10 protein-coding genes are annotated in these 12,885 nt (G+C 54.1%); 4 read left to right on the top strand and 6 right to left on the bottom strand.

What is annotated here, in order from left to right:
* Positions 1-41: 41 nt before the first annotated feature.
* Positions 42-638 carry a hypothetical protein gene (locus tag SFX18_06635; GenBank protein ID MDX1962810.1) on the bottom strand — a complete coding sequence of 199 codons (597 nt, stop codon included), beginning with the start codon at positions 636-638 and terminating at the stop codon, positions 42-44.
* A gap of 724 nt (positions 639-1,362) precedes the next feature.
* On the opposite strand from SFX18_06635, the gene SFX18_06630 reads away from it, so the two are divergent.
* The gene (locus SFX18_06630; protein ID MDX1962809.1) at positions 1,363-1,608 is read left to right on the top strand and encodes a hypothetical protein; all 246 of its coding nucleotides are present in this window, start codon (positions 1,363-1,365) and stop codon (positions 1,606-1,608) included.
* 89 nt (positions 1,609-1,697) lie between these two features.
* Here SFX18_06630 and aroA read toward each other — a convergent pair whose 3' ends face one another.
* The 5 genes from aroA to SFX18_06605 form a co-directional block, all read right to left on the bottom strand.
* The gene (aroA, locus tag SFX18_06625; GenBank protein MDX1962808.1) at positions 1,698-3,020 is read right to left on the bottom strand and encodes a 3-phosphoshikimate 1-carboxyvinyltransferase; all 1,323 of its coding nucleotides are present in this window, start codon (positions 3,018-3,020) and stop codon (positions 1,698-1,700) included.
* A gap of 116 nt (positions 3,021-3,136) precedes the next feature.
* Entirely contained in the window at positions 3,137-3,757 is a 621-nt protein-coding gene (locus SFX18_06620) for a response regulator (protein ID MDX1962807.1), read from the bottom strand.
* A 6-nt stretch (positions 3,758-3,763) separates the two neighbouring features.
* Positions 3,764-5,872, bottom strand: a complete 2,109-nt coding sequence (locus SFX18_06615; protein ID MDX1962806.1) for a PAS domain S-box protein — start codon at positions 5,870-5,872, stop codon at positions 3,764-3,766.
* Positions 5,873-6,199: 327 nt separating this feature from the next.
* Positions 6,200-7,105, bottom strand: coding sequence for a DUF3472 domain-containing protein (locus SFX18_06610; GenBank protein MDX1962805.1), 906 nt, complete (start codon positions 7,103-7,105; stop codon positions 6,200-6,202).
* 132 nt (positions 7,106-7,237) lie between these two features.
* Positions 7,238-8,245 (bottom strand): serine/threonine-protein kinase, encoded by a 1,008-nt coding sequence (locus tag SFX18_06605; protein MDX1962804.1) that lies wholly within the window; start codon positions 8,243-8,245, stop codon positions 7,238-7,240.
* Positions 8,246-8,755: 510 nt separating this feature from the next.
* Between SFX18_06605 and SFX18_06600 the strand changes: the two genes are divergently transcribed.
* From SFX18_06600 to SFX18_06590, 3 genes are all read left to right on the top strand, one after another.
* A complete protein-coding gene (locus SFX18_06600) occupies positions 8,756-9,877 on the top strand; it encodes a substrate-binding domain-containing protein (GenBank protein MDX1962803.1) in 1,122 nt (373 codons plus the stop codon).
* Complete coding sequence (locus SFX18_06595; GenBank protein MDX1962802.1) at positions 9,874-11,061, top strand: ABC transporter permease; 1,188 nt, start codon at positions 9,874-9,876, stop codon at positions 11,059-11,061. Before SFX18_06600 ends, SFX18_06595 begins: the two co-directional genes overlap by 4 nt.
* Positions 11,062-11,333: 272 nt before the next feature.
* The gene (locus SFX18_06590; protein ID MDX1962801.1) at positions 11,334-12,854 is read left to right on the top strand and encodes a sugar ABC transporter ATP-binding protein; all 1,521 of its coding nucleotides are present in this window, start codon (positions 11,334-11,336) and stop codon (positions 12,852-12,854) included.
* Positions 12,855-12,885 lie beyond the last annotated feature (31 nt).

Raw genomic sequence — 12,885 nt, 5'->3', positions numbered from 1 at the left:
CTGGCCGCGTCGGTGAACCATGAGGGCTGCTCGTGGGTAAATTACTTGCTGATAAATAAAGGCTGCAATTCCTGGATGAACGCCCGCACGGTATAAATCCGACCGGTGGGGGCGTTAAAATCGACATCCGCCGCCGCGCCTAGCATCTTGCCGAGGTTTTTTCCCCCTTTGGTCGATGCCAGATAGGCAATCAGCTTATTTCCGTCGCGGGCGTTAATGAGTTGCTTGACCAGTTGCTTGCCGTCGGGGAGTTGCAGCAGGCGGTCCAGTTTATCATAGCCACTGGGGATCGTGGCGATTTCCCGCATAAAAGGTTTACCGCCGCGGGTAGCCAGCAAATCGAATAGGTATTCCCCATCGGCGGGGACTTTTGCCAAGAGGGTCTCCGCGTCAGGCACATCCCAACCTAAGGCCCGATAGGCCTGGATGAACTCTTGCGCTTGACTTTGGCGGATAAGGTCACCTGGCTCATAATCTTGCCACCGCGTGGTAACACGTTGGGTCTCGAAGATGATCTGCTCAAAGGTGAGTCGTTCTTCGGCGTGGCAAGGGGAAATTTGCTGATGAAAAAGCAATCCCCCAGCAATCCCCAAAAGCCAAACCGTTATTTGCCAGCGGATGTATTTTGGTGCAGGCATGTTATTAAAGTATGAGCAAAAGTGAGCTAGAATTACCCCATGATAAGCATAGGTCAAAAAAGTGGGGGAGATAATAATAGTCCGGCACGATTTTTGCTTAAATTACGTGAACCTTTTGAGGGTGATGTCACTCCTTGGAGTGCAAGAATCCATGGGGAAAAAATGATAGTCGATACCACTGAGGCTTTTGGATTTCGAATATTTGTTGAGATTTGTATCAAATATTCTGATTTAACGCCTGTACCCCGCAAAAGGGGTCTTGTGAATAGTTTCACAAGACGACGATTCCTATCTGTATGTCAGATATAGACTTGCAATTTTTTGAACAAAAGGTAAAATGCGTGCGTAAAGGTCAACAAAGACCTTTTTCGCCGCAATTGGGTTTTTTCCTTATTTGCTTGATGATCAGGCAATAGTGTTTTGGTAGGACAGTGTCAGGGTAGGACAGTGTCAGGGTAGGACAGTGTCAGGGTAGGACAGTGTCAGGGTAGGACAGTGTCAGGGTAGGACAGTGTCAGGGTAGGACAGTGTCAGGGTAGTACAGTGTCAGGGTAGTACAGTGTCAGGGTAGTACAGTGTCAGGGTAGTAGAGTGTTAGGGTTATTCCAGGGACAGTAGGGTCCAAAAAGACTATGGGGTCAAAGCAACTCTGTAGTCAAAAACAGTGCGGTTTAACCGCACTCTTATGTTAGCCCAAGAACTTGGTAGAAGGAGATACCTTTCCATGAATATGCCCAGAGCATCCACGGCGACGTATTTTTATCAAGAATGCCCGACCTGCGGCCGCGCCTTGCGGGTCCGCGTAAGCTATCTGGGAAAAAAGATGATTTGCGAGCACTGTCAAGGAGCGTTTATTGCCAGTGATCCTGACAATCCGCACACGACTCCGCAGTGCGCCGCCCCCACCATGCTCGAGCGCGCCAGCTTGCTTTTAGACAGTCTGGAAAAAAGCCGCGCCCTTGTCGGTTAAGGCGATTTTAAACAAGGCCGCTCAGCAACCGTGCTGGCCTCCGCGCCAACTTCTGGACAGGTTCCAATAGTACGTTTATAACCGTACGTTCATAACAGGACGCACCCGGGGCTTAGTTGTGCCAGATCCTCAAAAAAAACGGGGTAGGTTTTTTCCACACAACTTGGATTCAAAATATGCACGTCGGCTGTTCGTAGGCCAGCCAGGGCAAAGCTCATCGCCATGCGATGATCGTTGTAAGTTTCCAACGCAGCCCCAGTCGGCACTTCGGGGGGATCAATTGTCAAACCGTCATCATGTTCGGTAACCCTGGCTCCCAGCTTGCGTAGTTCAATTGCCAAGTTGCCTATTCGGTCGGTTTCTTTATGGCGATTATGGGCGACCCCCCGCACCCGCGTGGGTCCATTGGCAAAGAGGGCCACCACGGACAGGGTTTGCACGGTATCGCTAATCTCGTTCATGTCCACATCGACGCCGCGCAATTGTTGTGGACCGCGCACGCGTATAGCCCCAGGCAGGTATTCCACCGCGCATCCCATTTGCCGTAGGACCTCCACAAATCGCACATCCCCCTGCAAGCTATCCCGGTGTAGCCCCCGCACGGTGAGTTCACCCCCGGTAATCGCCGCCGCCGCAAACCAATAACTGGCGGCAGAGGCATCCGGTTCGATTTCATAATGACACGGCGCATAGCACGCGGGCTGAATCACAAAGCTGCGCCCATCATCGATGGGGACGTTAATCCCAAAAGCCCGCATGACCGCCAACGTCAACTCGATATAGGGACGTGAAACCAGGTTTCCGGTTACTTTGATCGTCAGGGGACTAGCCGCGTACGGAGCCACCATCAACAACGCACTGAGAAATTGGCTAGAGACGTCACCCTTGACAGAGGTGGTACCCCCCTTCAAGCCCCGCGCGACGATCTCCACCGGCGGGCAGCCATTATTGGCCAGGCTACGCGCCGACACGCCAAGCCCCTGCAAACTGATTAATAAATCCTGGATGGGTCGCTCGCGCATGCGGGATGTGCCGTCCAGCACGTAGGTCCCCTGGCCCAAGGCCGCCAGCGCTGTTAAAAAACGGACCGAAGTGCCGCTATTGGCAATAAACAACTCCGCGAGGGGGAGGGGAATCCGGCCCGCTTGGCCGTTGATCCTGATTGTATTGGCGGCCTGCCCCTCACGGGAAAAATCAGCCTGGGCGGTAAATCCCAGTTTGATAAGCGAATCCAACATGACTGCGGTATCCTCGCTCTCCAGCGCGCCTGTCAGGACGGATTCTCCCCGCGCGAGAGCGGCGCAGATGAGCGCACGGTTGGTCAAACTCTTGGAGCCTGGAGGGCGAATCTCGCCATGCAGGGGTGATTTCACGGGAAGTATTGACAGACTGGCGGGCCAGGAGCGCGGCATATCACACGGAAAAAAGAATGCGGAATAGTGGGGCGGATACCGCAGGTGATTTTAACAGCGGCGGGCGAGGGCGTGTAGGCCGCGTGACAAAACGCTTTTCTGCGTTGGTTGCCCGCTCAGATGGTAATTTGATTTTCCGCCAGAATGCGGGCCAATTCGACCAGCGTGGAGACGTTTAATTTAACCATGATGGCATGCCTTCGGGCTTCCACGGTTCGCAGGCCGATATCCAGCCGGGTGGCCACGGTTTTGTTTGGCAAGCCGTTCAGGACCAGGCGCAACACTTCACGTTCATCGGTGGTTAGCTTTTCCAAACGCTCGCATAATTTTCGCCTGGTATCCGCTTTTTTATGGAGTTCCGCCTCCAGCTTGAGGCCATGCTGCAAGGCATCCCACAAATCCTGATCGCGACAGGGCTTTTGCAATACCGTTAATACACCTTTTTCAAATGCCCGGACCGTCAGGGGGACATCCGCATAAGCCGAAACCAGAATGACCGGCAGGGGGTAGCTATCTCCATTCATTTTTTCCAGCAAATCCAATCCGCTCATGCCGCGCATCCGCAGATCGGTCAAGACGCAACCTCGGCGATGTTCGATAGACCGTTCATAAAACTCCTCGGCGGAAGAAAACCGTTCGGTGGGAATGTGCATCGATTCGACGAGGGCGACCATCGATTCGGCCGCCACCGGGTCATCGTCGATGATATACACTTTTTGTTCATTGGTTGAATTCATCGCGGGCTACTCTTCACAGACGGGTAAGGCCAAGAAAAACGCGGCACCCTTATCGGGGCATGGTTCTGCCCAGAGCTTGCCGCCCAACGACTGTGCAATTGTAAGCGAGATGGCTAGTCCGAGGCCCAGGCCATTAGGCTTGGTGGAGTAAAAGGGTTGAAAGATCTGGCTAAGTTGTTCGGCGGTGATTCCCGCTCCATGGTCGCGGACTTCGATCCGCACGTGGCCATCCTGCTCGCTCACCGTAACGTTTATCCCCTGTTCATCAGTCAAGCTGGTGCGTGCGGATTCGGCTTCGATGGCATTTTGCAGCAGATTGGCGAGGATTTGCTGGATCAGGATGGCGTCACCCATGATCCGGGAAAGCTTTACGGGGGCAAACACACTAATTTCCACGGAGCGGGAGCGCGCCTCGGGCAACATTAATTTTACCGCATCCAAAATTACTTTTCGCGGATCAAGTGGTTTTAGCTCTTGGGTTTTTTTGCGGGCAAAATTTCGCAAGCGTGTCAGGATTTCGCCCGCTCGTTCGGCCTGGCTGGCAATTTGCCGGGCCCAATGCCGCAATTTGCTATGTTGTTCAGCGCAGGCGGCCTTAGTGTCCGGCGGATGATTCAGCGAGGCGTTCAGCGCATTGGCAAAGTTGGCGATCGCATAGAGGGGTTGATTGATTTCGTGCGAAATACTGGCGACTAACTCTCCCAGCGTGGAGAGTCGCGCGGCATGGGTGAGTTCCTCGCGCTGCAAGCGTAGCTGTGATTCATATTGGTAGCGCTGGGTAATTTGGGTGCCCGTGCCAATGATTTGCAATCCCGCACCTGCGGTTTGACTGACGCTGCCGTTGAAGTAAAACCATTCCGTCCCCCCTTGTCGATTCAACAACCGTAGTTCAAGTTCAAATTGATCGGATTGCCGTCTCTGGATCCGGTCCAAGAGGGCTGCCACCTGGAGTTGGTCCTCGGGGTGAATTGCTTGCAGCCACTCATTCAAGGAGATTTCACCGGGATCCTCCAAATCTAAAATCTGCCAGATATTTGGATCCACATAGGCACGCTGGCCGGCCAAGTCGAGTTCCAAAATGCCAGCCTTGCCTGCTTTGGTGGCTAGGGCATAACGCTGTTCCCCGCGCATCAGTTTTTCTTCAAATAGCTTTTTCTCGGTAATGTCCCGCCAATTCACCACAAAGGCATCCGGGGCAATCGTGGGGGGGGCTTTGCGTATCGATGCCTCTAACCAGCGATATTCTCCCGAGGCATTGCGCACGCGCACCCGAATAAGCCGAACGGTATCAGCCGCCCCGTCAAGGTCCTTGGCCACGGCCGAGACATATTCATGCTCCTCTGGGTGGACGATCTCTAGCACGGATTTGCCGATCATAAAGTAGGGCGGATAGCCCAAGAGCGGCGCGCCGTTGGGACTACTATAGATCGAGCGCAACTGATGGTCCAAAAGACAAACCGCATCGCAAGAATGCTCCACCAAGAGCCGGTAATAACGCTCGTTTTTTTCCAGTGTCGTTCGGGAACGATGATGCTCGATCGCCAAGGCCGCCAAATGCGCTGCACCCCGAATATTGCGCAAATCATAATCCGTCGGCGTCAGGGGTGTCTTAAAGTAAATGGCAAAAGTCCCTAAGACCTGTCCTTGACTGGCCATGATGGGAATTGACCAACACGCCCGCAAGTCAAACGCCGCCGCCAAATCCAAGTACTTGGCCCATAAAGGATCATGGCGGATGTCGCGGCTGATCACCATTTGTCGTCGAAAGGCGGCCGAGCCGCAGGAACCGACATCCGGGCCAATGTGGATACCTTCGATCGCGTTGCGATAGGCTTCGGGCAGGCTGGGGCCCACGGCGTGCCGCAAGATTTGACTATCCTCATCTAAAAGCAATATCGTGCTGCGACAGCGGGGATCGAGATTCTCCATAAATTTGGCAATTTCTTGCAAAATTTGGGAAAGTTCGGCTCCCTGCAAAATCAATTCTAAAATCCGGTTATTACCAATGAGCAGGGTTTCAAACTGCTGTTGATGTAAATTAACCGGCAGTGGAAAACACGCCTCGGCGGGTTGATCCAGAATCGAAGACGATGCCAGGTTGTTCTGTTCCAGCATAATTCCCCTGAATAATCCCTAAACCCAGTGGCGCACCAAGCACACCTATCAACTTGTTGGTCCACTGCCAGAATGCCCGCCTCAATCGCGGATGGCAAAGTTCGTGATGAAAAGCCCCAAATTATCAGTTAAACCGCAAAGGTGTGATTTTATTGCTGGTAGCCAGTTTATCGCGACTGGCAAATTCAAAGCGGCAATTTCAAGGGAGTGTATTGGTTCAGCAGATTTACAAGTTGTATGTAAGTTGACCCTGACAATAACGCATTTTTATAGTCCGTACCCATGTACCGTCTAGGCTATTTTTACAAATAATAAATACATTAACAGCTATTTTTGTACTGGTGATTTGGTCAATTCCGCAGGCAACTCCGGTAATTGAGATTGAGTTTCGATTAACTTAAGTTTGTCGTTTAGCTGTGTCCCCGTATTTTTGATTTCTCCCCCGGTGCTCAGAAAAAACTGTTTGTCTTGCACGCCCGAATCAATATTTGTGGCGGGGTTGGAGTCAGCGGTAAACTTGGCGTTGTCAATCGCCCGCCATTGCCCCTGCTCATCTTGAAACCAGGAATTTCCAAATTGGGCGGTCCGTGTCTGAGTGGCGGAAACTCGGTTGCGGCGAAAATCCTCAACAAATGAATAGCATCCCCCTAGTAATTCGCCGTTTTTGAGGGTGGAAAAAGTGACTAGTTTTTTCCAGGTCTTTTCGCCCGGGTGATAAAACCAGCCTGTATAGGCGGTGCGTTCGGCATCCTTCCGAGCGGTTACTAGAAAGCGATAAGTCTCATCCAGTTGCCAGTCAAAATCATAAAACGATTGCCCGCCGGTCCCTTCATTGCCAAATCGACCGATTCGCACTTGGGGATCTTGGTCATGCAGTTTCACTCGCTGGCTTTCAGCCACTTGGTTTGGGTCGTTTTGGTTGCCGGGATCCCAAACCGAAAAAATCAAGAGTTTTTTGCCATCGCCGAGTTCTTGCAGGCCAAAGTAACCGGCGTTGAAACCACAAACACAAAAATAAGTTCCCGGCGCGGACTTTTTGATGGTAACCTCGTTATAAAACGCGGTCCCCTGGCCGGTGGGGAACTGCAGATGGACCGATCGACATGCAATTCCTGCCAGCTTTTCATCTGCCTGGCAGGGGGACCCGGATAACATGGCTATTCCCGCGATTAGCGGGACCAGCCACAGACGTAATGGTTGGGCGTACGTCATCCGGGGGGGAATGCCATGCATCGAGAGCCTCGCTGGGTTGGTACAGCCGGAAAAGATGTTGTTTGCGGTGCCTATCAAAATGGATTGCGGCGCACGCAACCCAATAACCGCCTAAAACATATTCTTTCTGATCCCGAAGCCCAAAGCAAGAGTTTATTCCGCCAACAACCGGCTGACTGAGTTTTGAATGGCCGCCAGTTCCAAGCGACTGATGGTTGCGATGATATCCGCGGCAGAGGAGGGGCGTCGAGCTGGGTGTTTGGCCAAGAGACCCTGAATAAAGTCCGCCGTCGCACTGCAGAGCAGGGGTTGTAATTGCCGCAGGGGAATCGGGCGAAAGTGCAATATTTGCTCCACCAAAGCCGTGATCGCCGTTATTTCGGGTGAACATTCGCGAGCCGTCGCTGGGCCATCTGCCAAATCGGCATGATTGCAGGGGTACGGCGAACGCCCACAAAGTGCTTGATACAGCACCACACCGAGAGAATAGAAATCACTTTGCGGAGTGATGCCCTGGCTGGTAGTAAAGGACTCGGGGGCCAAATATGCCGGACTCCCAATAAGGGGCCGTTCCCAAACGGAAGTCGCCGGGACAATCTCTTGGCAAGAACCCAAGTCCAATAAAGTGACGTGACCATTGGGGACCAGCCAAATATTGGCCGGTTTTACGTCCTGATGCACAAATCCCGCCTGATGGATTACACCCAGCGCTGTGGCGACCTGGCGGCCCATTCCCAGGGCCTGGGCGGGGGATAACGGCCCCGATCGAGAGAGCCGTTGTTGCAGGGTTTCTCCCCGCAAGCCAGGCATGACCAGATAATACGGGTGCCGACGGCAATCACCCCCCAGAATGGGCAACAGATGCGGACAATTCAGTCGGCGTCCTAATTCGGCTTCTTGTTGAAATTGAGACAAGGCCCAGGGGTGGTCGGTCCATTCCGTGCGTAAAATTTTGATAGCGTAGGGCAGGGTCGCGTGATTTTGCCATCCTAGCCGCACGGTCGCCCAGGCACCGCGGCCGAGGACGCTTCCCAGTTTCCAGGGTCCGAGTTGCGAAAGCTCGTTCTCCAGCCCGGTGTTGGGTCGTGCGCGGGAAGGGCTTTCAGGCTGTATTCCGCGCGGGAAAGTCGAGGTTGGTTGAGCGGCTAGCATCGCTGGCATTTCGGTTCTAGGCAAAAAAACTAGAAACAGCCCCTGCGCGGCAAAAAACTGCCACTGACGGCTGCGACGACCATTTCTGGAATCAGGACGGCGGAACAAGGATAAAACGCGCGCGAAGGGCGCTGCCGCTTAAGCAGCATCGACGAAATTCCTGTAAAAAGTTCAAGCGCAGCGATGCCACCGCGGGATTTGGTAAAATGTGACGGTTGCCCAATTTTGGTGTTTTGGCGCGAACGGGGTCGCCCCGGGGAGTGTGGTGAATTCCCCCAGGAGCGCAAGAATTCTCACACAACAGACGCATTCCTTTACTTGTTTGACGCGGCATTGCTAGCTAAAATCGTCACTGGGAAGTCGGGAAAACGTGTTGTTTACGAACATGGCGGGGGCGGATTTTTTTGGCCATGCGACAGCTAGTGAGTTGTCAACGTTTTTAGTGGATAGCCGTTTTAGTGGATAGTCGTGGCCTCTGTGATACACCAGCTCAGAGCCTTTCTTTTCTGGGGGGAAATTATGTTATCAGGCTTGCAGTTGCGTCGTGAATTTTTAATCGCCCTCGGGTTGCTCGCGGCTATTCTTCCTTGCGCGGGTTGTGGGGAAAAAACCCCCAATAACAACCAGGCCGGCGGCGCGACAACGAAACGGATTGTCCTGTTGAATAACACCGAATCCACTTTTTGGGATGCGGCGCGGGCGGGCATCAAGGATGCCGTCACGGATCTCAAATTGGCCGATGCCAACTTCACCGCCGAAATGGACAACAACGACGGCACGGGCCAAGGGCAGGTCGATCGACTAAAAAAATACTACACCCGCAACGATATTGTCGCCGTGGGAATCTCTCCCATTGACGCGGGAAACGCCAGTCTGGCCGAAGAACTGGAAAAGCTGAAAAAGAAAGGGGTTGTTATTATCTGCTTTGATAGCGACCTGCCCAAAGATAAACAGCATCTGCGGGATTTTTATATTGGCACCAACAATGTCAAAGGGGGACAGGTGCTGGGAACAGCGGCTAAGAATCTGCAACCCAAAAATAATACTTATGTGCAATTCGTGGGCGTGGACACACAGCAAAACGCCGTAGAACGAATGGATGGATTTAAGGCGGCAATGGGAGATGGATTTCAAGAACTAGAGCGGAAGCTGGACAATTCCGACCGCAAGATCGCGCGGGACAATGTGCGGCAGGTCTTGACCAAGCATCCCGATGTGGGGGTGCTGGTCGGGATCTGGTCGTACAACGCCCCCGCGATAGCCGATGAGGTGGGTGGTCCCGACCGCAAACAAACGGTGGCGACCTTTGACGCCGAGGCCAACGCCATTACCCATATGCAAAAAGGGAACATTGATGTGATGGTGGTTCAAAACCCATTTATGATGGGGTATCTGACGGTCAAGGCGGCTTATGCCAAATTAAACAAGGATGACGCGACCATTAAGGAAATTTTTCCCAATTTGGGAGCGGAGGGGGGAAATATCAAGGATACCGGCTTAAAAGTGGTGATCCCGGAAAAAGGCTCCCCCCTGACCGCGGACACATTCAAAGAATTGAATACTCCCATTTCCCAAGTCGAGCTATTAACCCTGCCCGACTTTCAAGCCTGGCTTAAAAAATACGGATTGACCGATTCATGAGTGATTTATTGCGGCGCGCCGGGCGGTCGATCGAGCTGAAATTGTTGCTGGCGTGGATCGGGGTAATTGCGGTAACGTTGATCGCGGATCGCGAAAACCTTCAATACTGGTACAGCTTTGATGTCTGTGCCTGGGAAATCCTGCAAGACACGATCCTCTTGGGCATATTCGCCATGGGGGCCGCGATTATAATCATTGCGGGAGGAATCGACCTTTCGAGCGGGGCCATGATCGCGCTGGCCGCCACGGTCTTTGCCTGCCTGATGAAATTATTTGACCCCACCGGTTTTGCCAGTAATGAAATCGATATCTCCCCCTGGGCGTTCGTCGGGGCGATCGGGGGGACGCTAGTCCTGGGGTTATTTGTGGGGACATTTCACACGTGGCTGATTACCCGCGTCGGTCTGCCACCCTTTGTTGCGACTTTGGCCACCCTGGTGGGTTTGCGCAGCCTGGCCCGGGGTTTGGCCAAAATCGACGGCAGCGGGCAGGTCAATTTTTCCGAGGAGTGGATTCGCCAAATTCTCCGCAGCCCTACCGTGCTGAGCGCGACCTTTGTCTGCCTGGCGCTTGTCTTGTGGATTTTGATGAGTCGTAGCAAGTTAGGCCGGCAATTGCACGCCCTGGGGGGTAACGAACAAGCGGCGGTCCTGAGCGGCATTCCCACCGACCGGCTCAAGTGGCTGGCGTATTGTCTCGGCTCCCTCACCGCCTGTGTCACGGGGATCTTTTATTTAGGCGAAACCTCCGCCGCCAAGCCCGACATCGACGCGGTCGGTTATGAGCTTAACGCCATCGCCGCTTCCGTCATCGGGGGATGCAGTTTAAAGGGGGGCGTGGGGACGATTCCCGGAGTGGTCTTAGGGTGTCTTTTTCTGAGCACCGTGATTGACGCAATCGGCCGCATCGTGAGCGATTCCAAGGTTTACGAGGGGCTTATCGTGGGAATTGTCGTTGTGGTGGCGGTCGCTTTTAGCCAGCGCGATCGACTCACCCGGCGCTTCTTTAGCGATAGCATCGGCTGGGCCACCATCCCCTTTTTGGCGTTCTTGGCCGGTTGTGTGTGTTATTTCTTTGTCAAGCAAACCGTGGCCAGCCTGGTGGTGGGAGGCATCGTCGGGGTATTACTGGTGGCCTGGGCGATTGCGGAATCGCGCGGTTCAAAAGTCAGAGGAGAGGGGTAAGGGGAGCCGAGGGAGTGGGGAAAACGGACACAAAGCCGCCGCTGGTATCGGCGGAACGAGAGACGAGAGACGAGAGACGGTTAGCCGCGACGCGCAGCGGAGCGCGACGGAATACGGAATCCCGTAAGCTTCAAAGTAAAGCCGCCGCTGGTATCGGCGGTATTCGCTACGGTCGGATTGCAGTCACTGTGCGTACATGTACGCTAATGTCTTATCTCTTTCCCAAATCTGAATTTTAAATTTTTAATTCTTAATTTTTTCATTGCCCGCCTATGTCCCTGATTTCGATTCGCGCGATTGGCAAACAATTTCCCGGCGTGCGGGCGTTGCACAATGTCAGCCTCGATGTGGAGGCCGGTGAACTGCACGCCATCATGGGGGAAAACGGCGCGGGCAAAAGCACGCTGATGAAAATACTTTCCGGCGTCTATCCCGTCTACGAGGGGGAACTGGTCATCCGTGGCCAGACCGCGCGCTTTCGCGGGACGCGGGACGCCGAAGCCGCCGGTATCAGTATTATTCACCAAGAACTCAACCTGGTTGAGCAACTTTCCGTCGCGGCCAATATCTTTCTCGGCCGGGAAAAAACTTTTGGTTGGGGGCTGTTGGATCAGCGGCTGATGGACCAGGAGGCTGCACAGTTGCTGGGCCAGCTCGATTGCGAAATTTCTCCCCGGGCGCTGGTGGGAACATTGCGCGTCGGGGACCAGCAACTGGTGGAAATTGCCAAGGCGTTATCGCTCAAATCCGACATCCTCATCATGGATGAACCCACAAGCGCCCTGACCGAGGCGGAAGTCGCCCGCCTTTATCGCGTGATAGAAAAGCTGCGCCGCCAGGGGGTCACCATATTGTATATCTCGCACAAGATGGAAGAAGTCTTTCACTTAAGCGACCGAATAACCGTCCTGCGGGATGGCCAATTTGTAAAAACGGTTCCAACCCGCGACACCAACCCCCGCGCGATTGCCCATCTGATGGTCGGACGCGAGATCGAACAAGCCTTGCGGCCCACCTCGGCGGCGCTGGGTCAGGTCATGCTCGAAGTCCAAAATCTATCACTTCCCTGGCCGGGGCACGCCCGCGGCTGGCGGCTGCGTGATATTAGCTTCTCGCTGCGAAAAGGGGAAATCCTGGGCATAGCCGGACTCATGGGGGCGGGCCGCACCGAGCTGCTGGAGGCCCTGTTTGGCGCCAGTCCCACCCCCCCTGCGGGAGAAATTCGCCTCAATGGTCAACGCGTCAGCTTTCGCGATCCCGCCGCCGCCAAATGGGCGGGGATGGCCTTGGTCACCGAGGATCGTAAACGCCTGGGCCTCTTTGCCCATATGAGCGTACGGGAAAATATCTCTCTGTGCCGCCTGGCCGAATTATCCACGGCGGGTCTGATTCATCCCGCCGCGGAATTAGCCGCGGTGCAGTCGCAGATTGCGGATTTGGGTATCAAAACCGCCGGGCCAGAGGCGTCCATCACCACGTTGTCCGGGGGAAACCAGCAAAAATGCATTATCGGACGGTGGCTTTTGACCCAACCGCGGGTGCTGCTGTTGGATGATCCAACCCGCGGGGTCGATGTGGGGGCCAAGGCCGAGCTGTATCGTCTGCTGGACCGGTTGGCGGAGCAGGGGATGGCCATGATCGTGACCAGCAGCGAGTTACCAGAGTTATTAACCGTCAGCGACAGGATATTAGTTCTGTGCGAAGGGGAATTGACGGGAGAATTTACCCGGGCTGAGGCGACCGAACAAAAGATCATGGAGGCGGCCACCACCAAGAAGCAGCGGGCGGGTTGATCAGGACAGATCAAGCTGTGGAAATACCCCG

It is taken from the genome of Pirellulales bacterium (assembly GCA_033762255.1).
GTDB lineage: Bacteria > Planctomycetota > Planctomycetia > Pirellulales > JALHPA01 > JANRLT01.
The sequence above is the reverse complement of the archived record's forward strand: the minus strand, read 5'-3'. Positions and strand labels throughout refer to the sequence as shown.

Coding starts and splice junctions, on each gene's coding strand:
- SFX18_06635 (MDX1962810.1), bottom strand. CDS start 638: ATGCCTGCACCAAAATACATCCGCTGGCAAATAACGGTTTGGCTTTTG.
- SFX18_06620 (MDX1962807.1), bottom strand. CDS start 3,757: ATGAATTCAACCAATGAACAAAAAGTGTATATCATCGACGATGACCCG.
- SFX18_06590 (MDX1962801.1), top strand. CDS start 11,334: ATGTCCCTGATTTCGATTCGCGCGATTGGCAAACAATTTCCCGGCGTG.
- SFX18_06595 (MDX1962802.1), top strand. CDS start 9,874: ATGAGTGATTTATTGCGGCGCGCCGGGCGGTCGATCGAGCTGAAATTG.
- SFX18_06615 (MDX1962806.1), bottom strand. CDS start 5,872: ATGCTGGAACAGAACAACCTGGCATCGTCTTCGATTCTGGATCAACCC.
- SFX18_06605 (MDX1962804.1), bottom strand. CDS start 8,245: ATGCCAGCGATGCTAGCCGCTCAACCAACCTCGACTTTCCCGCGCGGA.
- SFX18_06600 (MDX1962803.1), top strand. CDS start 8,756: ATGTTATCAGGCTTGCAGTTGCGTCGTGAATTTTTAATCGCCCTCGGG.
- SFX18_06610 (MDX1962805.1), bottom strand. CDS start 7,105: ATGCATGGCATTCCCCCCCGGATGACGTACGCCCAACCATTACGTCTG.
- aroA (MDX1962808.1), bottom strand. CDS start 3,020: ATGCCGCGCTCCTGGCCCGCCAGTCTGTCAATACTTCCCGTGAAATCA.
- SFX18_06630 (MDX1962809.1), top strand. CDS start 1,363: ATGAATATGCCCAGAGCATCCACGGCGACGTATTTTTATCAAGAATGC.